The sequence below is a fragment of the Streptococcus equinus genome (assembly GCF_900101445.1).
Taxonomy (GTDB): Bacteria; Bacillota; Bacilli; order Lactobacillales; family Streptococcaceae; genus Streptococcus; species Streptococcus equinus_B.
Genome location: NZ_FNKE01000001.1, coordinates 315994 through 341453, shown reverse-complemented (window position 1 = coordinate 341453; position 25460 = coordinate 315994). Strand labels below are relative to the sequence as shown.

The 25460-nt window shown below is 34.8% G+C and carries 21 protein-coding genes and 2 pseudogenes; 2 read left to right on the top strand and 21 right to left on the bottom strand.

Annotation, left to right across the window (positions count from 1 at the left end; translation table 11 throughout):
- Positions 1-43: 43 nt before the first annotated feature.
- Together BLR83_RS01655 and parE are read right to left on the bottom strand one after the other, a co-directional pair.
- Positions 44-856, bottom strand: coding sequence for a phosphate ABC transporter ATPase (locus BLR83_RS01655; RefSeq protein WP_074559868.1), 813 nt, complete (start codon positions 854-856; stop codon positions 44-46).
- A 69-nt stretch (positions 857-925) separates the two neighbouring features.
- Positions 926-2875 (bottom strand): DNA topoisomerase IV subunit B, encoded by a 1950-nt coding sequence (parE, locus tag BLR83_RS01650; RefSeq protein ID WP_074559867.1) that lies wholly within the window; start codon positions 2873-2875, stop codon positions 926-928.
- Positions 2876-3097: 222 nt separating this feature from the next.
- On the opposite strand from parE, the gene plsY reads away from it, so the two are divergent.
- Positions 3098-3742: a glycerol-3-phosphate 1-O-acyltransferase PlsY gene (gene plsY, locus BLR83_RS01645; RefSeq protein WP_074559865.1), complete on the top strand. Its 645-nt coding sequence runs from the start codon at positions 3098-3100 to the stop codon at positions 3740-3742.
- A 19-nt stretch (positions 3743-3761) separates the two neighbouring features.
- On the opposite strand, the gene BLR83_RS01640 is transcribed toward plsY, so the two are convergent.
- From BLR83_RS01640 to rfbD, 9 genes are all read right to left on the bottom strand, one after another.
- Positions 3762-5030: a dihydroorotase gene (locus tag BLR83_RS01640; protein WP_074559863.1), complete on the bottom strand. Its 1269-nt coding sequence runs from the start codon at positions 5028-5030 to the stop codon at positions 3762-3764.
- A 12-nt stretch (positions 5031-5042) separates the two neighbouring features.
- The gene (locus BLR83_RS01635; protein ID WP_074559862.1) at positions 5043-5696 is read right to left on the bottom strand and encodes a uracil-DNA glycosylase; all 654 of its coding nucleotides are present in this window, start codon (positions 5694-5696) and stop codon (positions 5043-5045) included.
- Positions 5697-5714: 18 nt separating this feature from the next.
- Positions 5715-6215, bottom strand: coding sequence for a YbhB/YbcL family Raf kinase inhibitor-like protein (locus BLR83_RS01630; protein WP_074559860.1), 501 nt, complete (start codon positions 6213-6215; stop codon positions 5715-5717).
- Positions 6216-6288: 73 nt separating this feature from the next.
- Positions 6289-6918, bottom strand: coding sequence for an orotate phosphoribosyltransferase (gene pyrE / locus BLR83_RS01625; RefSeq protein WP_006532509.1), 630 nt, complete (start codon positions 6916-6918; stop codon positions 6289-6291).
- Between the two features lie 53 nt (positions 6919-6971).
- Complete coding sequence (pyrF, locus tag BLR83_RS01620; RefSeq protein ID WP_074559858.1) at positions 6972-7664, bottom strand: orotidine-5'-phosphate decarboxylase; 693 nt, start codon at positions 7662-7664, stop codon at positions 6972-6974.
- Between the two features lie 217 nt (positions 7665-7881).
- Entirely contained in the window at positions 7882-8826 is a 945-nt protein-coding gene (locus BLR83_RS01615) for a dihydroorotate dehydrogenase (protein WP_074559856.1), read from the bottom strand.
- A 12-nt stretch (positions 8827-8838) separates the two neighbouring features.
- The gene (locus BLR83_RS01610; RefSeq protein WP_074559854.1) at positions 8839-9645 is read right to left on the bottom strand and encodes a dihydroorotate dehydrogenase electron transfer subunit; all 807 of its coding nucleotides are present in this window, start codon (positions 9643-9645) and stop codon (positions 8839-8841) included.
- A gap of 322 nt (positions 9646-9967) precedes the next feature.
- Positions 9968-11530 carry a hypothetical protein gene (locus BLR83_RS01605; RefSeq protein ID WP_074559853.1) on the bottom strand — a complete coding sequence of 521 codons (1563 nt, stop codon included), beginning with the start codon at positions 11528-11530 and terminating at the stop codon, positions 9968-9970.
- A gap of 190 nt (positions 11531-11720) precedes the next feature.
- On the bottom strand, positions 11721-12575 hold the full coding sequence (rfbD, locus tag BLR83_RS01600; protein ID WP_014334592.1) for a dTDP-4-dehydrorhamnose reductase: 855 nt from the start codon (positions 12573-12575) through the stop codon (positions 11721-11723).
- A gap of 289 nt (positions 12576-12864) precedes the next feature.
- On the opposite strand from rfbD, the pseudogene BLR83_RS01595 reads away from it, so the two are divergent.
- Positions 12865-14218: pseudogene (locus BLR83_RS01595) on the top strand (transposase).
- Positions 14219-14866: 648 nt separating this feature from the next.
- Here BLR83_RS01595 and BLR83_RS01580 read toward each other — a convergent pair.
- From BLR83_RS01580 to BLR83_RS01540, 10 genes and pseudogenes are all read right to left on the bottom strand, one after another.
- The gene (locus tag BLR83_RS01580; protein ID WP_074559851.1) at positions 14867-16297 is read right to left on the bottom strand and encodes a lipopolysaccharide biosynthesis protein; all 1431 of its coding nucleotides are present in this window, start codon (positions 16295-16297) and stop codon (positions 14867-14869) included.
- Positions 16284-17486 carry an O-antigen ligase family protein gene (locus tag BLR83_RS01575; protein ID WP_074559849.1) on the bottom strand — a complete coding sequence of 401 codons (1203 nt, stop codon included), beginning with the start codon at positions 17484-17486 and terminating at the stop codon, positions 16284-16286. Before BLR83_RS01575 ends, BLR83_RS01580 begins: the two co-directional genes overlap by 14 nt.
- A gap of 11 nt (positions 17487-17497) precedes the next feature.
- Positions 17498-18085 (bottom strand): acyltransferase, encoded by a 588-nt coding sequence (locus BLR83_RS01570; protein ID WP_081340978.1) that lies wholly within the window; start codon positions 18083-18085, stop codon positions 17498-17500.
- An 8-nt stretch (positions 18086-18093) separates the two neighbouring features.
- Positions 18094-20037 carry a capsular polysaccharide synthesis protein gene (locus tag BLR83_RS01565; RefSeq protein ID WP_074559847.1) on the bottom strand — a complete coding sequence of 648 codons (1944 nt, stop codon included), beginning with the start codon at positions 20035-20037 and terminating at the stop codon, positions 18094-18096.
- A complete protein-coding gene (locus BLR83_RS01560) occupies positions 20030-21175 on the bottom strand; it encodes a glycosyltransferase WbsX family protein (RefSeq protein ID WP_074559845.1) in 1146 nt (381 codons plus the stop codon). Before BLR83_RS01560 ends, BLR83_RS01565 begins: the two co-directional genes overlap by 8 nt.
- Positions 21117-22139, bottom strand: a complete 1023-nt coding sequence (locus BLR83_RS01555; protein WP_074559843.1) for a capsular polysaccharide synthesis protein — start codon at positions 22137-22139, stop codon at positions 21117-21119. The genes BLR83_RS01560 and BLR83_RS01555 overlap by 59 nt, the downstream gene beginning before the upstream one ends.
- Positions 22132-22959: a LicD family protein gene (locus tag BLR83_RS01550; RefSeq protein WP_074559841.1), complete on the bottom strand. Its 828-nt coding sequence runs from the start codon at positions 22957-22959 to the stop codon at positions 22132-22134. Before BLR83_RS01550 ends, BLR83_RS01555 begins: the two co-directional genes overlap by 8 nt.
- Before the next feature lie 3 nt (positions 22960-22962).
- On the bottom strand, positions 22963-24000 hold the full coding sequence (locus BLR83_RS01545) for an acyltransferase family protein (protein WP_074559839.1): 1038 nt from the start codon (positions 23998-24000) through the stop codon (positions 22963-22965).
- On the bottom strand, positions 23993-24391 hold the full coding sequence (gene tagD, locus BLR83_RS10020) for a glycerol-3-phosphate cytidylyltransferase (RefSeq protein WP_234793122.1): 399 nt from the start codon (positions 24389-24391) through the stop codon (positions 23993-23995). Before tagD ends, BLR83_RS01545 begins: the two co-directional genes overlap by 8 nt.
- A gap of 57 nt (positions 24392-24448) precedes the next feature.
- A pseudogene (locus BLR83_RS01540) lies at positions 24449-25459 on the bottom strand (NAD(P)H-dependent glycerol-3-phosphate dehydrogenase); the annotation flags it as partial.
- Position 25460: the final 1 nt, after the last annotated feature.

Here is a 25460-nt window from a genome sequence, read left to right as displayed (position 1 = left end):
ATTATCCTTTACTTTTCACGTCAAAAAATTAACTTTTTCTATACTAACTAACAAAGTTTTTTACAACATTAAAAACTTTTTCTGACCAGGCAGAAAGACCATCACCATCGTACTTCAAATAAAATACTTTAGGGACTAAACAACTTGGAACCAAAGGCTCAATAACCTCTCGTTTATCCTCAGGAATAATGCAAAGATAAAGCTTGTTCAAAGAAATTTCATCTTTAACCTTCGCAGCGTGATAGCCATCAAATACATAACCATCACTTTCAATAATATCATCATATTTGAAATGGAAACTTACCCCCGGAACAAAAAGCGGACCTAATTCATCTTTTGTAGGTTCTCGTTCCAAAAGCCTTTCCATAGCAAGACGATAACCAGACGTTGTATTTGACCAGCCAAGCATCACATATTGAAAATAGTCAGCTGGATCTCCCGCAGCATTACGAGAACTCTGAACTAATTTCTCAGGTGACAATCTAAATGCCTTAACCGCTGATAGAATCTTGTTTTCTCTAAATATTTCTTTCGCTACTTGAACGGTACAGGTATGGCTTAAAAAATCTGAATATACATATTTACCTTTTTCGTCATAAGTTGAAGCAACTATTTTAGAACTTGGAGTATATGGGAATTCCTTACACGGCCTTCTCTCAATATCTTTTATCTTGTCACGAAGTACTTTATTCTCGCAAATAATTTGGGTAGTTCGAGCATTTAATTTCTCGTATGCTATAAAAGCAGAAATTTTTTCCAATTCCCAATCTTGTATCAAAGGATACTCTGATAAAACCAAATGATAAACTCCAGCCCATTGAATACTATATTTTTCAGTCCAGATATCTAAAAGCATTAGCTTGTCCTCTAAAGATATTAATTGACTATAATATCACTCATTAAAAATCAACTTTGTAAATAGCGATTAAAACACTGTATTTTCTTCCAAGGTGAATTTAACATTGTCTTCAATCCATTTGCGGCGTGGTTCAACTTTGTCACCCATAAGGACACTGACACGGCGTTCGGCACGCGCCAAATCATCAATAGTCACACGAATAAGCGTACGTGTTTCAGGGTTCATGGTTGTTTCCCACAATTGGTCAGCATTCATTTCACCAAGCCCTTTGTAACGTTGGAGTTGAGCTCCTTTACCAAATTTTTGACGTAGTTCTTCTAACTCACCATCAGTCCAAGCATACTCAACTTGCTCTTTTTTGCCTTTACCTTTAGACATTTTATACAAAGGTGGTAAAGCGATGTAGACATGCCCTGTTTCTACAAGTGGACGCATGTAACGATAAAAGAAAGTTAGTAACAATGTCTGAATGTGAGCACCGTCGGTATCGGCATCGGTCATGATAATGATTTTATCGTAGTTTGAATTTTCAACGTTAAATTCTGCCCCTACACCTGCACCAATGGTATAAATCATGGTATTGATTTCTTCGTTTTTCACGATGTCAGACATTTTTGCTTTTGCTGTGTTCAAGACTTTACCACGAAGTGGCAAAATAGCTTGGAACTTGCGGTCACGCCCTTGCTTAGCTGAACCGCCGGCAGAATCCCCTTCGACTAGATATAATTCATTTTTCTTAGGGTTCTTAGACTGTGCTGGTGTCAATTTACCAGAAAGGAGTCCTTTGTCTTTCTTGTTCTTCTTACCATTACGAGATTCATCACGCGCTTTACGAGCTGCTTCTCTGGCATCACGCGCTTTAATCGCCTTACGAACAAGGTTAGACGCTACTTCACCATTTTCTAAAAGGAAGAAGGTGAGTTTTTCAGAGACAATACTGTCTACAATCGGACGCGCTAGAGGACTACCGAGTTTATCTTTGGTTTGCCCTTCAAATTGCAAGTGTTCTTCTGGAACCAAGATTGAAAGCACTGCAGATAGCCCTTCACGGTAATCTGACCCTTCAAGATTCTTATCTTTTTCTTTCAAAAGACCTGACTTGCGAGCATAGTCATTCATCGCCTTGGTAATAGCAGATTTCAATCCTGTCTCGTGTGTTCCACCGTCCTTAGTACGAACATTGTTAACAAACGAAAGGATGTTATCTGAGAATCCGTCATTGTATTGAAGTGCAACTTCGACTTGGAAACCTTGGTCTTCACCAGTCACCCAAATGACAGGTGTTAATGTTTCTTTGTCTTCGTTAAGGTATTCAACAAAGTCTTGCACCCCATTTTCATAATGGAATTCTAGATGTTCTGCTTCTTCTGGACGATTATCCGTCAACGTCAATGTAACATTCTTAAGCAAAAAGGCAGATTCTTTTAAGCGCTCAGCAATGGTGTTAAATTTAAAGTCTGTCGTTGAGAAAATCGTGTCATCAGGCATAAAAGTAACCATAGTACCTGACTTAGATTTTGGTGCTGTTCCAATCTTTTTAAGGGTTGTAACTGGTTTACCACCATTTTCAAAACGTTGTTTGTAAACCGCACCATCACGAGTAATTTCGACTTCAAGCCATCTTGAGAGGGCATTAACAACTGAAGACCCCACACCGTGAAGCCCACCAGATGTTTTATAACCACCTTGACCGAATTTACCACCTGCGTGAAGTACAGTGAAGATAACTTCTACAGTTGGAATCCCCATAGCGTGCTTACCAGTTGGCATCCCACGTCCTTGGTCTTTTACTGTCACACTACCATCTTGATTAAGAATAACATCAATCTGAGTACCAAAGCCAGAAAGAGCTTCATCGACGGCATTGTCAACAATCTCCCAAACTAAATGATGTAGTCCTGTCGCATCTGTTGAACCGATGTACATTCCGGGGCGTTTACGTACGGCATCTAGCCCCTCTAACACTTGAATGGCATCGTCATTATAATTATTTACATTAATTTCTTTTTTAGCCAAAAGCGACCTCCAAATAATTCATCTTTTTTATCTTACAAGTTTTTTCAGATTTTTGCAAAAAAAAATCAAATTGAATAAGGATTTTACAAGGAAAATCACTAATTTTTTCATGAAATAGTATAACAAATTTAAAGCGTTATCACAAATTTAACTTGATTCTTCAAGTTATTTATTTTTCAAATTTCACCTTTTCATAAGAACTGATTATGTTATAATGAAAACATGAAAATTTTAGTTATGATTGTGATTGCATACTTGTTGGGGTCAATCCCAACTGGTCTATGGATTGGAAAATTCTTCTATCATGTCAACCTCAGAGAACATGGTAGTGGTAATACTGGGACAACCAATACTTTTCGAGTTTTAGGTGTCAAAGCAGGAATTGTCACATTTGTGATTGACATGCTAAAAGGAACTCTGGCAGCACTCCTTCCACTTATCTTTGGTGTTAGTGGTGTGTCACCTGTTCTTATTGGTTTGTTTGCCATTATTGGTCATACCTTCCCACTATTTGCACAGTTTAAAGGTGGAAAGGCAGTTGCGACAAGTGCTGGTGTTCTTCTTGGATATGCACCGCTATTTCTTCTCTTTCTTGCCGTTATCTTTGTCATCACCCTTTACCTTTATAGCATGATTTCATTGTCTAGTGTTGTTGCTGCAAGCGCAGCTGTGGTGAGCGTTCTTGTCTTTCCAGCATTTGGCTTCTTGCTTACTCACTATGATTTGCTCTTTACATTACTCATTATCATTATTGCAGGCATCATCATTGTACGACACAAAGACAACATTACTCGTATTAAAAATCACCAAGAAAACCTCGTTCCTTGGGGAATGAATTTAAGTCATCAAGAACAAAAAAGAAATTAGCAAAATGCTAATTTCTTTTTTATGCTTTATATACAATGTTACCATCGCAGATAGTGTATTTGACAACACCTTGCAGTTTTTCACCGATAAATGGTGAATTTGAAGCTTTAGAAGCAAAATGGTCTGAGACAACACGTTCTTCTTTGTCAGCGAAAATCACGATGTCAGCTGGGCCATTTTCAGCCAAATAACCCGCATCGAAATCATACATAGATGATGGATTGATGGTCATCTTAGCAAGCAATTCTGAAAGCGTCAAGTCGCCTGTCGCTACCAAGTTTGTCAAACCAAGTGATAGTGACGTTTCAAGTCCTGTCATGCCTGATGGGGCTTTTGTGATGTCTTCGACATTCTTTTCGTCGGCATGGTGTGGCGCGTGGTCAGTCGCAATCACAGAAATGACACCGGATTTCAAGCCTTCGATAACAGCTAAGCGGTCTTTTTCAGTACGAAGAGGTGGATTCATCTTAGCTGCAGAGCCTTTGATTAACAGCAAATCCTCTGTTTTTGAGAAATGTTGTGGTGCTGCTTCTGCAGTGACGTTTGCACCCAATTGTTGAGCAAATTCAACCACTTTCACTGATTCAGCTTTTGACAAGTGTTGGATATGCAAATGAGCTCCGCGGTCATAGGCAATCATGACATCACGCGCAATCATGCTGTATTCTGCCACACCTGTTGCCCCGCAGAAATGAAATTTATCACGTGCAATACCTTCGTTAAATCCAAGGATGCCATTTAATTCTGGGTCTTCTTCGTGCACAGCCACAAATGTGTTGTTTGCTTTAGCCAAATCCAAGGCTTCTTTTAACACTTTTGTGCTCTGAAGCGGAATACCATCATCAGAAAAGCTAAGGGCACCATTTTCAAGCAAAGCTTTAAAATCAGTCAAAGTCTTGCCGTCAAAGTTTTTCGTTACGGTTGCATTAGTGTAAACGTGAATGTTTTCCTTAGCCGCACTTGCCAAAACTTCTTTCAAAGTCTCGACGTCAGAAATGGTAGGATTGGTATTTGCCATCATCACAACTGATGTGAAACCACCTGCTGCCGCTGCTAATGCACCTGTGTGAATGTCTTCTTTATGCGTTTGACCTGGTTCACGGAAGTGCACGTGAATGTCTACCAAGCCAGGTGCCACAACAAGACCAGTCGCGTCAATCACTTCAGCGCCAGCTTTTTCAATTGCATCTGCAATCTTAACAACTTTTTTACCATCAACAAGCACATCCGCTACCTGATCAAAACCAGATTTTGGATCAACAACACGACCATTTTTAATAAGTAACATGTTAAACTCCTATTATTTCAACCAATCAATCGGTTCGAGGCCATCCTCTGTCAAATAAGCGTTAGCTTTTGAGAAAGGGTGGCTGCCAAAAAATCCTCGATAAGCTGAGAGTGGACTTGGATGCGCACTTTCAATGACATGATGGATAGGATTGGTAATGAGAGCTTTTTTCTTACGTGCAAAGCCGCCCCACAAGATGAAGACAACAGGTGTTTCTTTTTGGTTAACCACCTTGATAATCGCATCTGTGAAAGGTTCCCAGATTTGCCCCGCGTGACCATTTGCACGACCAGCTGGAACCGTCAGACAGGCATTTAAAAGAAGCACTCCCTGTTGTGCCCACGGTGTTAAATCGTGGTGATCACGTTGCCCCAAATCATCTGCCAATTCTTTCAAAATATTTTGCAAAGATGGCGGAGCTGGAATGTCTTCTGGCACTGAAAATGACAAGCCTTGTGCTTGATTCGGACCATGGTAAGGATCCTGACCAATGATGACAACTTTTACATTTTCAAGTGCTGTTGTCTGAATCGCGTTAAAGACTTTTTCTCGTGGTGGGTAAACCAATTCTTGTTGATAGACGAAGTCCATAAACTGATTGATTTGCCCAAAATAATGCTCTGGTAATTCCTTTTTAATTAATTCATGCCAAGTTGAATGTTGCATGTTCACTCCTCGTTAGTTTTAGTATTTCCCTACTAAATCTAGCTCCTCTTTTGCCAAGACATGTCCTTCTATCGCATGTCGCAAATCATTCATGTAAAAACCATTTTCAAGTGGCAATTCACAATCCAAAGCATAGACCGTAAGGGTATAAACATGGTCTTTATCCGGTGGATATGGTCCCATATAACCATCATAAATATCTGAGTTATCCTCATTTAAAAACTTGCTAACCAAGCTATTTTTACCATGAGTGTGCTTAGCATCTAGACGAGAAAAATCCTCTGAGATAGCTGTCATATCACTAGGAACATTAGCCACTACCCAGTGAATGTAAGCAAAGCCACAAACTGGAATAGAATCATAGTCGACAAAGGTCCAAGCAAATGTCTTTGTTCCTTTAGGAGCATCCTCAATCGTAAAAGGAAAAGAAATCACAGCGTTTCCTCTCACTTGAACACTAGCCCCTTTAGCATAGGTATCTGGTAAAACATTATCTTTAAATGGTGATGATAGTTTCATTATAACCCCTTTCCATGTTTAAACCAAGAAGGCCACCAAAGTTTTTCACCTTAGTAGCCAAATACTAACTCAATTAGTCACGCCAAGTTTCTTGATTTTCTTTGAACTTACGTAACAATGTCAAATCATCAGCAGTGATGTAACCTTGCACTTTAGCCACTTTGATAAGCTCTGTGTAGTTAGAAAGTGTTACAAGTTTTACACCTGCTTTTTCAAAGTTTTCAGTTGCTTTTGGCAATTCATAAGTGAAGATGGCTACCACACCGATAACATCAGCACCTTCACGTTCTGCAGCTGCAACAGCTTCAAGGACTGAACCGCCAGTAGAGATAAGGTCTTCAACGACAACCATTTTTTGACCTTTTCTTACACGACCTTCGATTTGATTTCCAGCACCGTGATCTTTTGGTTTGCTACGAATGTAAGCAAATGGAAGATTCATCTTATCAGCGATAATGGCACCATGTGGGATACCAGCTGTTGCAGTTCCGGCAATCACTTCAACTTCTGGGAATTCTTCTTTGATTTTGTCAACAAAACCATTTTCAATCAAAGTACGTGTTTCTGGGTAAGACAAAGTCACACGGTTATCTGTGTAGATTGGTGATTTGATTCCAGATGCCCATGTAAATGGATCATTTGGTTTTAAGTAAACTGCTTGAATATCAAGCAAATCTGATGCAATTTGTGATGCTAAAGTCATTTTATTCCTCTTTTCTAAACTCAAAAATCAATTTTCACTTTAGTATTAAAATACTAAGCGTTCCATTCGTCGTAAATCGCTTTGTAAGCTGCCACTGGATCTTCAGCTTTAGTAATTGGTCGTCCAACAACGATATAACTTGATCCGATAGCTGATGCTTGACTTGGCGTCATGACGCGTTTTTGGTCACCAACCGAAGCTCCCGCAGGACGAATACCTGGTGTCAAGCAAACGAAATCCTCTGACGTTGCCTCTTTGATAACGGCAACCTCGCAAGCCGAGCAGACAACGCCATCAAGACCAGCTTCTTCAGCTTTTTTCGCATAATGAAGCACAGAATCAACCAAGCTTGTCTGAATGTTTTGGTCTGCTTTCATTTGTTCATCTGATGTTGAGGTTAATTGAGTTACTGCAATCAGTTTTGGACCTTGTCCAAGACCTTCGCGCGCCGCTTTCATCATCTCAACACCACCAGCTGCGTGAACATTGGTCATGTCCACACCTAGATTTGAAAGCACACGCATTGCTGATTTAACCGTATTCGGAATGTCATGTAATTTCAAATCTAGGAAAACTGAGTGTCCAAGAGATTTCACATAACGAACAATCTCTGGCCCTTCAGCATAATAAAGTTCCATACCAATCTTGACATAGAGCTTCTCATCTGCAGGGAACAAAGCAAGAAATGATTTCACATCATCAAATGATGGAAAATCAAGAGCAATAATCGGACGACTTTCGTGCATTTTTTCTCCTTTTTCTATAAAGAAAACCCCGCCCGAGGGCGAGGTTACACGAAAAGCAGGGTAGCAAACACCCCATTATCAAAGATTACATCTTCTTTTTTTCACGAACCTTTCTCGCCTCTCTGGACTCAATTAAAGGTTATTCAGTTGTTAATATTATATCTTTTTTTACAATCAAAGTCAAAAATTTACTGACTTTTTAATCAAATAGCAGAGCTTATTTGCCGCGTAATTCTTGACGAACTTCGCGACGTAAAGTCTCGAGATCTGTGATACCATAGTGGTCCATGACTTCTGGCAAACGCTCGATGATATTTGGACAAGCGTAAGGATCTGCAAAGTTTGCTGTTCCAACACCGATAGCTGACGCACCAGCAATCATCATCTCAATGGCTGCTTCTGCCGAATCAACACCACCCATGCCAATAATTGGTAAATCAGAACTTTGCGCTACTTGACGAATAAGCTTAAGAGCTACTGGAAAGACCGCTGGACCGCTCATACCTCCAGTACCATTGGCAATGATTGGTTTACGAGTTTTTAAATCAAATCGCATACCAACCAAAGTATTAATCATGGTAAATCCTGTCGCACCGGCTTCTTCAACAGCCTTAGCAACTGTCGTAATGTCAGCGACGCTTGGTGTTAACTTGACATAGACTGGCACATCTGAGTTCTCAACACTGGCTTTAACAGCAGCATAAGCCAATTCTGGTACCTGACCAATCAAAAGGCCATGATTACCGTGGTCAACATTCGGACATGAGATGTTAAGCTCAATTGCTTTGACGTTTGGAGCTTTTGAAATCTTTTCAGACACATAAGCGTATTCGTCATTTGAGAATCCTGCAACATTAGCAATGATTGGCAATTCTGGGAAATGCTCAGCTAACCAAGGCAGTTTTTCTGACAAGACCACGTCAACACCAGGGTTTTGCAGCCCAATAGCATTTAGCATGCCTGATGGTGTTTCTGCCACACGAGGTGTCGGATTTCCAAAACGCGCATCTTTGGTCGTTGCCTTAATCATGATTGAGCCAAGTTTATCCAAATCATAGTATTTGGCATATTCTTGTCCAAAACCAAAACATCCTGACGCTGGGATAATCGGATTTTTCAAATCAAGCCCTGGAAGTTTGACCGCTAAACGATTTTCTGACATGATTTTGCCTCCTTACAAAATGATTTGACCAGTTTCAAAGACTGGACCATCTTCACACACGCGCTTGTTGGCTGCTTCTTTAGCATTTCGCAAATGTACTACGCAAGCGTAGCAAGCTCCCATGCCACAAGCCATACGTGATTCCATAGACAGATAAGCATGTGGATGGTTTTCAAATTTTTGGTCAACGTATTTCAACATTCCTGGTGCGCCACACGAGTAAATAGCATCAAAAGAATACTCTTTTGTAAGCTCATCAACAACCGTTGATACATATCCTTTAGTTCCATATGATCCATCATCTGTTGTCACATAAACCTTACCATAAGCTGACAATTCCTCTTCTAAAATTACAGCATCTTTAGTCGCAAAGCCAAGCACAGAAATAACTTCAACACCCTTAGCAGCAAGCTGCTTAGCTGTTTCAACCAAAGGCGGAACACCAATACCCCCACCGATGAGAAGAGCCGTTTGACCAGCTGAGACGACTGACAGATCAAAGCCATTTCCCTGAGGTCCCATGGTATCAATGCGATCACCAGCTTTTAGCTGAGATAAAATAGCCGTCCCAGCACGTTCTACTCGGTAAACAATCGTTGCCACTTTATTGACCTTATCAATCTGACAAATCGAAATCGGACGTCGCAAGAGTTTGCTAGGGTCCGGCACACGCAAGTGCAAAAATTGACCAGGTGCCATGTCCAAGACCATCTCACCAGAAAGCTTCATCTCAAAAATGCGTGGGGCAATCTCACGTTGACTAACAATCAGTAAATCTTCTTTTAACACAGAAGTTTTGTCTTTACAACTTGAATTCATAGTGTTCCTTTCACACAAAAAAACCTCGCCAGAAGGCAAGGTTACAGCAAAATAAGCAGAGCACACCAAAGTACACTCATACCCTTTATCAGAGATAACACTCTTTTTTACAGTAACCTTGAAAGTCTCTCTGGACTTAATTAAAGGTTTTCAAATTTTCACTATTATAACGCGTTTTCATTTGCTTGTCAATTATTTTTGTAAGTTTCTGATGGACTTAGCTCGCTCTTCTATTTCTAGGCTTGTGAAAAACCTGTCCACTGGACTTAACTCGCTTTCTTATTTTCAGGCTCGTGAAAAACCTGTCCACTGGACAGGTTTTTTAATCTAAATATGCTGCATAAGAATAGATGTGTAAATCAGAGCGTACGGTAAATGGGGCAATTTCTGACATCAAGGTTTCAAAGCGGCTATCTTCTAATAAGATATTTTGACCATAAATCAATAGATTGATTGGTTCAGTCGGTTCGCTAATCAAATTACCTTCTTCATCAAAGACTTCTTTCTTGCGGCGACGTAATTCATCTAAAACATTTTCAAGGATAACCAAGCAATCTGAAATATTATCTACTGCACCGTAAAAACGATCGAACGCATTGTGGAAGTTAATCTCGCGCTTCAAATCATCTCCAGCATCCAAGACACACACCAAACCTTTATGGTCGAAAAGGAAATGACGGAACTGTTTAACAGCCTCATCACGACTGATTACTGGAAATTCAGACTCTTTGACTTCTTCTTTCTCAGATTCTTCGTCAAGAAGTACTTCCTCAACCACTTCGTTATCGCTAACTTGTTTTTCATCGCTCGTGGCAACTTCGTCAGCTGGTTCTTCCAATTCAACTGTCTCAGGCTCTTCTGCCTCGACAAGGTCGTCTTCAACTTCTAGTTCTGCAGTTTCTTCAATTTCTTCATTTTCATCAGAAACTTCTTCAAACTCAGATTCTTCTGAGACTTCTTGTTCAGTTTCTTCTTCAGGAGATTGAGTCACTTCTTCTTGAACTTGCTCTTCATTCTCCTCGTCAGAATTTTCCACCTCTACCTCAACAACTGGTTCTTCGTCAACTGATTCGCTTACTTCTTCAGTTTGAGGAGTATCTTCTTCAGCATCAGTAGTTTCAACAGTTTCTGCTTCGTCAGTAACGACAGTTTCAAGGTCTTCCTCAGCAGCTTCTTGGTTATCGGCTACTTCGTCATTTTCTTTAACAACTTCTTTTAATTCGCCTGGTCCAAGAACTTTTTCGGACTTAGCTGCTTTTTCTTTAGCTAATTCTTTTTCTACTAATTCTGGGATAGACTCAACTTTTTCGTCTTTACTGTCATCATAAACTTCTTCAGATTTTCTTGGCGTCAAGGCATCAATCTTAGCCATTAGCTCTGCTTTTTTGACTTCTCTTTTCTTGTATTCCACAACTTGTAGCGGATCAACCAAAAGAGGGTATTCAGATTCTTCTTTGATTGATAAATTTGTCACACGAAGAGAGGTAAAGACATCAATCAGAACACCAAAAACACGCTGACGATTATCACCCAAAATCGCATGGAAAACAGACTTAGACTCGCAAATTTCTAAGACGTTATCAATCCCACGAACCCAAGTACCGACAATATCCAAAGAGTGATTCATCAATCTGAATGACGCTTCATCATACCAGAAAGTTGACTTAATCAACTTTTCTTGCTTAGAAAGCGCATCCACTGCTGCCAAAATTTCACCTAACTCTGATTGCACAACATTTGGCGAAAAAGAAGCCCCCAATAAAGATGGGGTCTTCTCAACCAAAACAATCTCATCTCTGAAAAGTGTTAGGTAATGAATGCTGACAAGTAATTTTTGAATTAATAAACGATGTCCATTTGAGTTCATATCTTTCTTCACTACCATCACACTCACCTTACAATTTATATTACATTTTTATTACAATCTTTTACTACTAATATATCATATAATAGGCAAAAGGACAACGAAAAAAAAGACAAGAAGCCTGAAAATAAAAAGAAAAACCGAACGATATATTTAAACAAAAAAAGAAAAAGAAACCGAGTCGTAACTCAGTTTCTTCTATTTATCAAGATTATTTTTTAACGTCTTGTTTGTAAAATTCTTTCAAAGCTTCTTGCCATGTTGGGATTACAAAGCCTGTAGCTTTTGCTTTTTTAAGACTCATTGTTGAGTTAAGTGGACGTTTTGCTTTTGCTGGGAATTGACTTGAGTCAACTGGTTTAACGACAACATCAGTATCTTTCAAGATTTCAACCGCGAAGTCATACCAAGTTGTATCTTCATCAGCATCATTTGACAAGTGGTAGTAACCAAATTCTTTTTGGTTTTCTGTCAAGTAAGTCATGAATTCTGCCAACGTACGAGTCCAAGTTGGACGACCGTGTTGGTCATTAACAACAGTCAATGTGTCATGAGTTTTGGCAAGGTTTTGCATTGTGAAGACAAAGTTTTTACCGTAGTTACCAAATACCCAAGCTGTACGGATGATGTAGAAGTTTTTAGCATATTTTTCAACAGCTTCTTCACCCAAACGTTTTGTACGACCGTACTCAGTTTGAGGATCTGGAGTATCATCAACTTCCCATTCTTGACCAACTGGTTTTTTACCATCAAAAACATAGTCAGTTGAAATGTAAACAAGAGTTGCACCATATTTTGCTGCAGCTTTAGCTACGATTTCAGTACCTGTTACGTTAATCGCGTAATCAAGTTCTTTACCTTCATCTTCAGCCGCATCAACCGCAGTGTAAGCCGCACAGTGGTAAACAAGTGTTGGTTTAACTTGTGCAAACACTTCATCAACTTTCTCAGCATTAGTGATGTCCATTTCTGCAACGTCAACCGCTACATACTCCTCACCACGTTCATCCAAAAGATAACGTAATTCTGTTCCTAATTGCCCGTTGGCACCTGTAACTAAAATCATTTTAGCACTCCTCGTTTTTTAATATCTAAAGGCTTGTAAACCTTTTAAATCATTCCCTACTATTTTACACTATTTTTTCAGAAAAAGCAGTAAGGAGCGGTGATTATTAGAAATAATTCTAAAAATTTAACAAAGCTCCTTGCCACTTCTACACTTCACTATAAAAAAAGCTCTATAATTTCTGTAGTGGGTAAATCTCCACTAAGAAGCTATGGAGCTTTTTGAGTATACAAAAAGTCCCATATGACTTAAAATTTAAAGCGACCAAACAATAAATAGAAAGAATCATATGAGACAACTCTATAATACTACAGAATTAATCGGAATTAAAGATAAAAATATCACTTTAACTAAAGTTTTTCAATGTGAAACTCATATTGAAATAGCTGCTACGCTTGATTATACACCACTTAAGTGTTGCCATTGCCAAGGGAAACAAATCAAATACGACTTTCAAAAGCCTTCTAAAATTCCTTTTATTGAGATTGGCGGACTTCCCAGTCTTATTCGTTTGAAAAAGAGAAGATTTCAATGCAAAGACTGTCGTAAAGTGACTGTTTCTGAAACATCTCTTGTTCAGAAGAACTGTCAGATCTCTGAATTAGTGAGACAGAAAACAGCTCAACTCTTACTTAATCGAGAAGCTTTGACACACATCGCTGAAAAACTTGCCATCTCGACCTCAACTGTGTATCGTAAGCTTAAACAAATTCAATTCAAGGACAACTATTCAACCTTACCTGAAGAACTGTCTTGAGATGAATTCTCTTATCAAAAAGGAAAACTAGCTTTTATTGCTCAAGACTATAACACGAAGAAAATCATCACTATCCTTGATAACAGGCGACAAACAACCATTCGCAATTACTTTTTCAAATACTCAAAAGAAGCTCGGGAAAAGGTAAAAATCATTACTATGGATATGTCTGGTAATTACATCCCTTTGGTCATGTTGCTTCGCTCTACAGTTTCTAGGCTCAGACTGAAACAGTCTATTCCCAGACTGTTTCACTCCCAAATGCTAAAGTTGTTCTTGACCGTTTTCACATTGTCCAACATATGAACAGAGCGCTAAAACAGACACGTATTCAAATAATGAAACAATTTGAGAAGAAGTCTCTTGAATAACGTGTCCTAAAATATTATTGGAAACTCATTCAAAAGGATAGTCGAAAAATATCGCCTAATGTCTTTTATTCGAGGACTTTCAGAAAAACCTTAACACCTAAAGAGTGCTTAGACAAGATTTTTAAACACGTTCCCCAACTTGAAGAATACTACAACCTTTATCAATTACTTCTTTTCCACTTACAAGAACAGCATACCGCACAATTTTTTGCATTAATTCAGGAAGCTTTACCTCAACTTAACCACTCATTTAAAACAACTCTAACAACTTTCATTCGGTATAAGAAATACATTACCAATGCCATTGAACTTCCCTATTCTAATGCTAAACTTGAAACGACCAATAAATTCATCAAAGATATTAAGCGCAAGGTTTTTGTTATAGAAACTTTGATGTTTAAAGTGCATTTTACTCGCTTTAAACATCAAAAAAAGCGAGAACAACAATTGTTCTCGCTAGAGCTCAACTTTGCCACCCACTACAGTTGATAAAGCGCCCAAAAAGCCTAATTTAGATAGAAATCACGATTTTTTGTAACTCTTAATTTTGGGGTGATAGAAAATCCCTTCATCAATCAGTTAACCCGTTCAGAAGTTAGAGCTTTAACCTCGTTTTTCGTGTTTGGCCACTTTAATTTACTGTTTTCAAAACGTTTGTAAGTAGTCATCCCTTCCTCCCTCACCATCCCATTAAAGAACCTTAAAACAATCTTTTCGTTCCCCACAGAAAAGAAAAACTCGACCTGTGAATGGCTCTAAATCGAACTGGTTTTAACAAGAAAGACTAATAAATCAATCCCTTATCTCATATCGATTTTTCCATAAACAAGATAAAACTGTCCTAAATCAGTTAGTCGAATTGTCATAGAGCCAGTACCTTATCTAGAATACTTTCCACCATTTTGTGATTGAGGGCTTGAAAAAAGCTTAATTCAAGTATACCAATACGTATTTTCATCAAAAATTCGTTACTATCTCTCTTTTTGAAAAGATATGATTAGAAAAGTTCCAAAAGAAACAATGAGTTGTAACATAGAATATCTTCCGATACATTATTTTTGATAACAGTATACCGGAGAAATTTAAATAGTTCTAATATACCTCGTTATTGAGCATTTATAGAAAAATATCACTGTTCTTGATAACTGTAAAAAACTAAACAACTATTTTTTTACAGAAGAATTAAATAATAACCAACTTTCATTTTTTAAGAGAATTGACAAAATAATATAAGTAATTCCACCTACAATAATTTGAATTAATAATGTTAGTAACACACTTAACCCACTAAATACACCAACAAAATACACAACTATTCCCATACTTACTGCTAAAGCAACATTTTTTAGAAAATCATAAAAGATTTCTAAATAACCATAATTTAACAATTTGGATGAATAATATGAGTAAATTAATAGAGCTAAAAATTCTATAATAATCTCCGATATTGCAATATATATAACTCCTAAACGTATTGTAAACATCAAAATGATTAATGCTAGTACCCTAACAGGAATATCCATTTTTAAAACAACATCAGATCTACCAATAGATTTTATAGCTTGCAAAATTGCAGTTTGTGAGGCTCTAATTAGTAAGCATACACATATTATCCTAATATAAGGAACAGCTGGAAGCCACTTATCTGTCATTACTACTGAAACTATTTGCTTAGCACATACAAAAAAACCTATTAGAATTGGACTCATTATGTATGAACTAACCTGAGCTGTTTTTCTTGTTAAGATTTTAATCCTAATTAAATCATTTTGTTCTCTAGACATCACCGGAAACATTGTTTTACTAACAGCAGTGTCAACATTCGTTACTATTAAATTAGGATATTGATTTCCTTTAGTGTAATAAGCTAAATCAGTAGGAGAATAAAAGCCGCCAATTAACAAACTCCTTATATTTGCATATATGGTATTAAATAGAGTTTGAATAAATATTTTTACTCCAAAATCAAAAAGTAACTTTAACCTTTTAAAAGAAAATTGGAATGTTGGTCTCCACCCCACAGAAAACCATAACACTACACTTATAGTTATAACATTTGATAAATCTTGAGCAACCAAAGACCATACACCAAAATTAGAGTAGGCCATAGCTACTCCTATAACTCCAGATACAACTGTTGCAGTTACTGTAGAAATAAAGAACTTTTTAAATAACATATTTCTAGAAACATAAGCTTGTTGTACCGAATTTAGGGCAGATAGAGGAATTTTCAGAGCTAATATTTTCAAAACCAATTCAAGCTGAGGTAAGCTATAAAATGTTGCCAATATTGGAGAAAAAACAAACACCCCTATGTAGAGCATACATCCCAAAAAGATACTAAAATATAAAACAGTTGAATAATCAATTTGTTCAACATCTTCTTGCTGAATTAAAGATGCACTAAAACCACTCGTCATGAAAACATTTAAAATTGTTATAATGACAGTAACAACTGATACTACTCCATAATCCTCTGGCGCTAACAGCCGAGTTAATATTATTGTAACAATAACAGATACTATCTGTGACATAAATCTTTCAGACAATGTCCAAAAAAGTCCTTTTATTACACTTTTTTTAGAATTTTTCATCAAAAAATAATCCCTTATGCTTTTTTTCAGAATATTTTGTATTAACGATTGTTTCTTCAATAGTTAAAGGAAGGAGAACAATTAATTGCAATAACAATTGATTAGTTACTTCTGTATAACCTGCAATAATATATACAAATATTCCAAATGAATAAACTCTAGATATTGGATTTTTCCATAAAACCTCCAGTTTCCAAAAGGCAGTATAGTAAACAGCAAGGGTAATCAGTATCAGTATAATTCCACCTTGAAATCCAATATTTAATAATTGATTATGTGCATGAGTTGCACCTTTCCAAATATAATTACCATAATTACCTAAAATATCAGCAACTTCATTTGATTGTAAATTTCCATATCCTTTAAAAAGAGATAAATGATTTATAGCATTCTTCCAAATTGTTGTTCTATTTGTAAAAGTTAAATCCTTCCCCAAAGCTCCCTCAACAATAGGTGCTAAAAAACTTACATTGTTCATAATAACTATTAAAGCTTGAATACTTAAAGCTAAAATAAAACAAATCATTGGCCTAAAAACACGATTTAAAAAAGGAGAAAATGATAAGATAATCATAATAGTAGAAGTAACTATCAATGTTGACGAAGTTTGGAAAAATTGAGTAACAATAATTCCAAGAATTAAAACAATCCAACGTTTGCTATCTCTATTATAGAATCTATATATCAACGCAACTACTAGACCAGGGAGTAACCAAACAATAAAACTATTCCTTGATCCAAGAAACCACTCATACGTTGCACCATAAGCAGAACTTGAACGACTAAATAATCTTTCTGGAAATAAGATAAGCGTTACCAAATTTAAGTAAATACATAATTCAAAATGTAGAATAAGAGCATCTAACAAAGAAACAAAATACTCACTATACAGTTCAATTAAGAAAATTATTGTACATAACATGATGAAATTTAAAAATTCCAAGGTAATTTGTCCATTGTTACAGAAAGTAAAAATGAATATTAATAATTCACCAAAAATTAATAAAAGTTCAGGTAAAGATAAACGCTTTCTCTGAGTAATAAAACAAATAAATACCAGAAAAGACACAACAACTTTCATAAAATTGTATACTAATCCTGCATAAGGTAAAGTCAAAATATAAATTGGTGAAAAAAATGGAATAAGCGCTATAAAAGCAACCACACTTTTTTTATTTAATTTTATCATACCATAAAAACCTATTCAATCTTCCTAACAACCCTTGCAGGAGAGCCGACTGCAACACTAAATTCTGGTATATCTTTAGTTACAACAGAATTAGCACCAATTACAGTACCTCGACCAATTGTCACATTTGGCATTATACTTACATTTCGACCAATCCAAACATTATCATCAACTATCACAGGACCTTTACTCCAGATTTCTCTCTCTGCTGGTGGTAAATGACAATCGCTTTCTAAACTTTTTCCATGGAAATTATCTGTTATAAAAACATTATCACCAATTAATACATTATTCCCCACAATAATTTTATTAGCACAAGTTATATAGCAATTATCGCCAAATGAAGTATAATTTCCAATCAATAAATCTGGATTATAAGAAGTTTTTTTTCCTTTATAACTTTCCCAAGCGTGTAATTTTAAAAATTTTCTAGCAACGACGCCATTTCCAATGGTTATAAATTTTGAGCCTTTAAATTCATAAAATGGGCCGATTGATACATGCGACCCAACTTTTTTAAACTTTCTTCTATTTATTAACCATGAAAGTTTATTAAAAGCAATAATTGGATGAAATACTTTCAAAATATAATTTTTCATAAAATACCTTATAATTCTAAATGATTAAAAAAACTATTTGTTAAATTTGAATTTCCTTTATGAGACCACGAAAGCTTTTGAGGAATTTTTTTCAATTGCTTTAAGGAATAAATATTAAAATCTTTATCATATAGTTTTGGCAATAGGAACATATCTGCAAAAGTAAATTTCGCTTTTGATAAAACTTCATTATCGATTTTATTAATTTTACATATAACAAATAATGCATCAATAAAGAAATAAAAAGGATATTTTCCATACAATAGGTAATATTCTTCAAATAAATTATTCATAACAGTTACAAAGTATCCTCCCCTTCTCGAGGCAATAAAATAACCTGACCAAGAACATACCTCATTTTTATATTTTAAAAAATTTTCACTTGAGCTAAATGATACAGTAGCAAATGATTTATCCTTAAGTTCTTCAAAAATATCAAACTCTTCAAGAAAAAGAATTGTTGCATCAATCCAAGCACCACCATTATTTTTTAAAAGATTAAACCTCAAAATATCAGAAAATGTTTGAATTGAAATATCTCCCTTATAAAATCCATTAAGTATTTTAGGATGAATGTCAGTATAGTTTCTGAAATTATCCTTAGAAATCTCAATAACATTTGAATTAGGATTATATTTCTTTACAGACTCTAAACACTTTCTTACAATATTTGGTGCATCTGCAAACCCATCCCACCAAAAAACAAAAATATTCTTAGACAAAACCGTTTTTTCTAATGGTACACTCTTTCCAATGTATTTTTCTAAAAAAGGAAATACCTCTTGTTCAACAACGGGAAGTTTGTCCAGCAGTTCTTTATGAGCATCTCTTCTATCTTTTCTATATTCAGCAAGTTTACAAGACTTATAAAAACCTAACTTTTTAATATCTCGCATTCTATGAGGAACTTCTCTTAAAAAAAATTTAGCTAGAGATTTGATATTACCTAGTGTAGTGAAACAGAATGAGTATTGATGTCCTGTTAATAGCTTCCGTGAAGCTAGCTCAATTTTTTTCATTTTATCCGAACACCCTACAATCATCTGATTCAATGCTTTTTGATAAAGCGAGTCACTTTGCAAATATTTGAATAGTTCATCAAAAGATTTGTCCATTACTTTTTTCTTCTTCTGAAATAAATTTTCAATTAAGAAAAAATAAAGTGCCAATGCTTGATTTTCATTGATATTTGATACCTGTTTTATCTTCTTATATGCAACTCTACTTTTTTGTATTCCTGCTCTAATATCGCTTGAATTCATCATTGAATTTTGATTTCCTACATTATAAAAGTAAGAATTAGGATATTTAATAACTTTCACTTTTTTACTCTTACTTAAAACAAGTGAAGTAAATATTGTATCTTCACCTAGGCTAATATCCCTACAAGTTTCAAAATCCTTTACAATTTCTTTTACTATTTCAGTTTTATATAATTTATTCCATCTAGAAATAAAAAACTTATTTGATACAGCTATATTTCCAGGTTCATAAATTAAATTACTAGTTAGCTCATCCAATTTATTTCCAGTATATATACCACTCTCATATAAATAACATGGTATCAAAGTTCCCAAATTATCTAAATAATATCCCATCGAGATAATATCAATATCAGCTGTCAATTCATTGATAAAATTCTCTATAAAATCGTCATCAACTCTATCATCTGGATCAAGAAACGCAATATAATCTCCTGTAGAATTTAGAATACCAGAAATTGATGCGTCAACTAAACCACCATTAGTTTTATTTACTATTTTAATTCGTTTATCCTTTAAACTGTATCTTCTAATAATTTCTCCACTTAAATCATTAGAACCATCATTCACAAGAATAATTTCTATATTAGTATAAGACTGTGACAACAATGATGGTATTGAAATATCAAGATACCTTTCTTGATTATAAATTGGAACAACAATTGAAATTTTTACATCTTCATTAATCATCTTCTTCTATCTCTTCTCTAAGTACTTGAATATATCTCTTTCCATAAGTAGTATCAGGTTCCATATAAGCTCCTTCAGCCCATTCATTCCAAGAATTTAAGAAAATCAATCTATGTTCTGGATCTCTTTTTCTAACACAACTAATCGCATTTTTCACAGCAACCCTGAATTCCTCAGGAGTACTTTCATAATAGATAACAGCTTTTTTTCCAGAACGCGGAGACCTATCACGGCCAGGAATTAACTGAGGATAAATATTTTCTTGAAAGTCTTCTTTAGTGTTAAAAGAACGAATGATATCCTTATATTTATATTTCTCAACAATGAATGATGAAAAATATTTTCTAACTAAAGCATAAAATACTTTCTTTAATTTTCCGTTAGCATTCAATTCAGCATACTTCAAAGTGTGAGAATTTATCGCATCAAACCCCATGTCCAAAACACTTTGATATTCATTTTGAAACTTTTCCTCAACATGACTAATATTATCTACACTCAGTGTACCGAGTGGGTCCACTTTAGCAATAAAATATATCCCTTTTAACCCATTCTCTATTGCTAACTCTTGCCATAATTCTATAAATTCTTTTGCACTCGGTAAACTTTTTGAATCCCATATATAAAACAATGGTTTCCCATCTACTGTAATGTAGCGTTTATCCTTAAATGCTGGCAACAAATTATAAAAGTGCTCTTTATAATCAGATACACCTAAATACTTCTGCTCAAAGATTACACTTTCTTTAGAATTACTTTTGTCCTTATCCCAAGTTTTTGTTGTCCAACTATGATTAGCCCACCCTAAACAAAAAGGAAAATCCGGTTTCCCAGAATTTAACACTTCATTAAAGGGACGCTCTAATGTTTGTATGCCATTACCAAACCAATAATGCCAATAACAAAATCCTTCAATACCAGCTTCCTTAGCTAATTTAGCCTGTTCCTCTCTAACTTCTGGCATTCTTAAATCATAAAAGCCTAAATCAGCAGGTATTCTTGGTTGATTATGTCCTTTAAATAACGGTTTAGCTTTTGCAACATTAGTCCATTCTGTAAAACCTTTTCCCCAGAATTTATCATTTTCTTTCGTAGGATGAAACTGAGGTAGATAAAATGCTATAACTCTTGCTTTCATTACTTTCCTCCAAAATTTTTTTATAAAATGTCCTAGCTTTTTCTATATCAGATTTTGAAAATTTATATGTAAGTTTATGAATTGAACTCTGATATAAAATTCCTTCCATAATCCTATCATCATAACTATCAAACAATCTTAATAAAAGAATATGTGGTGTTGAACTAGAAACAGGAACAACTTTCTTCCACTCATCTTCAAAATTCTCAATCACAAGTTGGAAAAACATATGAAAAATAAAATAATGAATTGCACTATCGTGCTTCTTCCAATATTCATATAACAATTCTTTTGTCATCATCAAAATTGGATTGTAAGTTGTTGAAGTGATAAGCCAATTTGAAACCGATAAAGGATTGCCATCCAAAGCCGGTTTTAACTTTTGATACATGAAAAAATCTGAATTGAGAATATAGTCAGGTATATTCTTATCAGATATGAACACGGTAGCATCAATCCATGTTCCACCATATTTTTCTAAAAGTTCCAAACGAAGTAAATCCGACATATGAGCATTTCCAATCATGCCTTTGTCAATTTTATTTTGAATATAATCTGGAAAAGTCACATATTCTCTGTAATTATCTTCTGTTAATAGAATAATTTCTCTATCTGATAAATTACTAATCAATGATTTATAGCATACTTTAACTATATCAGGAGCATTCTCTATTCCTTGTAACCACATCACCCAAACCTTATTAGATGATTTTCGCTCAATTGAATTTTTCAAAATTCTTTGTTTATTATTAATAATGTATGAAGTATATTTTCTTCTAAACTTTTTTAAAATTTTATTATCAACTGAGTTTCGAACAATTTCCAATGATTTTTTCGAAAAACCTTGAGATAAAATCTGAAAAATAGCAAAGAATAGAACTCCAGATTTAAGGTATTGTTTAATAATGTTAAATCCATCTACTTTTTTAAAAATTTTAGAAAAAGAGTTATTTTTTTTATTCATTATCAGACATCATACTTTCTAAACGATAATGCGTTTTTCGACTTTCAACCGGTGGTAATTCCATGTAATCACCATATGTATAAGTTAAATATTCATGATATTTATCAAATCCAACAAGTTCGATATCTTCGAACTTGTATTTTGTTCCATTTCCATACCACTCTTTTGGAACAATTTCCCTTGTGCGATACGCTCCCATTATGTTTCCAATATATTTAGAATTATCTACATCCTGACTTGAAAGCAATTTATCAATTTTTTCTTTCTCTTTATATGGATTGATAATTTTTTCAAAAGGAATCTTCTCCATTACCCAAAGGAATGCTTTCTCGACTGATCCTCGTTTTCGCTTTCTATCAATTGAATCCTTATAATGTAGCGACATCAATGCTCTATGTGACAAAACTCTAAAGAAATATATTTTTCTGAGTAGTTTATTATTTGGACTCCCATCAATTGGAAAAATATCAATTGAGGCATAAGTAAATTTAGAATCATTACCAATACGTTCTTCGATTACCTTGACATTTTTATCTTGAATTCTCGTAATATAATACTGATATGATGGTGTATTTTTATAATTAACTACCTGCAAATGATTCGGCAATTCTTTTCCTGCAATTTCTAAGAACTTTTCATAATCTTTTCTAGGCATTCCCAAATCGATATCATCATCCCATGGGATAAAACCGGCATGACGAATTGCGCCTAACATTGTTCCCCCAAGCATAAAATATTTTAAATTATACTTTTCACAAACTTTTATTACATTTTTTACAATTTCTAAATCAATTTGGTGTAATTTTTTAGCTGTACCCATCTTCTATAAAACTCCATTTTTAACAAATAATTCTTTAACTCGTTTTTCAATTAGCTTATACAATTTTATAAAACAAACTAAACCTAAAATAGTCAAGACAAATGTAATCAAATAACTCCAAACATTACTTCCCAAAACATAAATTCCTATTGTTTTTTCAATTAAACGAAATATCAACATCTGGGCAAGATACATTTCAAAACTAATTTTACTAAAGAATGCCATAAATCTATTATCTAAAAATCCATTTTTACCAGACACGGCAAATGTGAGCCATGTTCCAAAAATAATCAATGGTTTATAAATCCCTCCATAATTGTCAGGAATTATACAATAAATTGGTATACTTACTAGCGTTACAAAACCTAATGTAAACTTCATCAGTTTTGATAAATTAACAATTTCTTCTAAGTATAAATAAATTATTCCTCCAACAATAAAAAATGGAAGACAAAAGATAAAAGCATGTCTATACGGAAAATCATTGACAACAAACTTGGAAGTAAAAAAATAGTTCTGGCAAAATTGATTTAAAACAATTGAAATAGCCAAAGAAAACCATGCACTTTTTTTATCTCTAATTAAAAATACAAAAAAAGGAAATAAGAAATAAAATAAAAAGATTACACCAAGAGTCCAACTCACCCCTATAACAGATAAATTATTATTAGGAAGTAGACCAAATAAAAATGTTAACTCTGTAATACCTTCTATTAAATTATTAATATTAAAGTCATATAGTAAATCAATAGTTATTAATAAGGCAAAAAAAGGAAAACTTTTATATATCCTTTTTTTATAAAAAGTTTCTACATCAATACTATTATTTTTTATTTTTTGATAGTACCCAACGCTCATTGTAAAACCTGATATTATCAAAAATAAAAATACTAACATTGTCCACGAATCAACGACTTTATTATAGAAAAAAGAATTTATTTGATAAGAAGAATTAGCTTTAATATGCATAGCGATAATTAAAAAACATGAAATTGTTCTTAATCCATCTATTCCACCAAAATGTTGGCCTCTTTTAATCATTTTGATTTAAATCCTCCTTAATCTGTGTAGTTGAAATTTCAGGTGTTCTTGGTAAATAGACAACTTCAACTCCTTCTTCTTCAAGAAAATCGAATTTTCCTTTCCAATCATCACCCATAACAAAAGTATCAATATGATATTCATGCACATCTGATCTCTTTTGTTCCCAATTTGTTTCAGGAATAACAAGATCTACGTAGCGAACCGCTTCAACTAATGCTTTTCGTTGTTCATATGTAAAATAGCATTTCTTCTGCTTTTCGTTCCAATTAAATTCATCCGATGAAATAACGACCACAAGATAATCCCCTAGAGCTTTAGCTCTCCTTAAAAGATTAATATGTCCATAATGTAAAAGATCAAATGTTCCATAAGTAATAACACGTTTCATCTCTTTTCCCCTTTTATTTTTTAGTATTGTATTTTCAAAAGTAGTATCTAAAATTGACTTTTCACACTCAGATTTTTTATCTCGATTCATCAATTTTTTTACTACTTGAGCTGGATTGTGTCCTTTATTGATAACATCGTTAACCGCAAAAATAATCGGAAGTTCAATCTGATAAATCTCTGATAGTTCAAGAGCTGCTGGGAGAGCATTGACTCCCTCTACAACCATTTGAACTTTATCTAGCGCTTCTTGAACTGAGTATCCTTGACCAATGAGCTTTCCAGCTTTGTTATTACGGCTATGTTCACTAGTTGCTGTAACAATTAAATCACCAACACCAGCAAGTCCATCAAAAGTGCTTTCCAAACATCCCATCGCTAAGCCTAAACGTTTAATTTCAGACATCCCTCGTGTAATTAATGCTGCCTTAGCATTGTCACCATAGCCAAGTCCGTTTGAAATTCCTGCAGCTAATGCAACTATATTCTTAAGTGCACCGCATAATTCCACACCTTTAACATCGTTATTAGTATAAACACGAAGATTATCATTCATGAAGATATTCTGTACAAACTTTGCAATATCTTCATCCTCACAAGCCGATACAATTGTAGTTGGTAAGTCAACCGCAACTTCCTCAGCATGCGTAGGACCAGATAAGGCAACGACTTTAACGTTCTCGTGATTTCCGTCCCTTTTTATTTCTGTTGAAATTACTTCTGACAGCATGAGATGAGTCTTTTTCTCTATCCCCTTTGCAACATCAACTATAATTTGATTTTCTGGTAAAAACTCTCGAACTTTACTTGCTGTTTCACGAACAAACACAGATGGCACAGCGAATAGAATAATATCTTTATTTTTACATGCATCTTCAATTGATTTTGTAAAAATAATATTATCTGGAATATTCATATCTGGCAATCGACTATTTCTATGTGTTTCATTCAACTCATCGATTTCAGATGGAATGGCTGACCAAACAGTTACATCATTTCCATTTAATGAAAGTACCCGAGCTAATGCAAGTCCCCAAGTTCCTGAACCAATAACACCAACTGAAACCAAT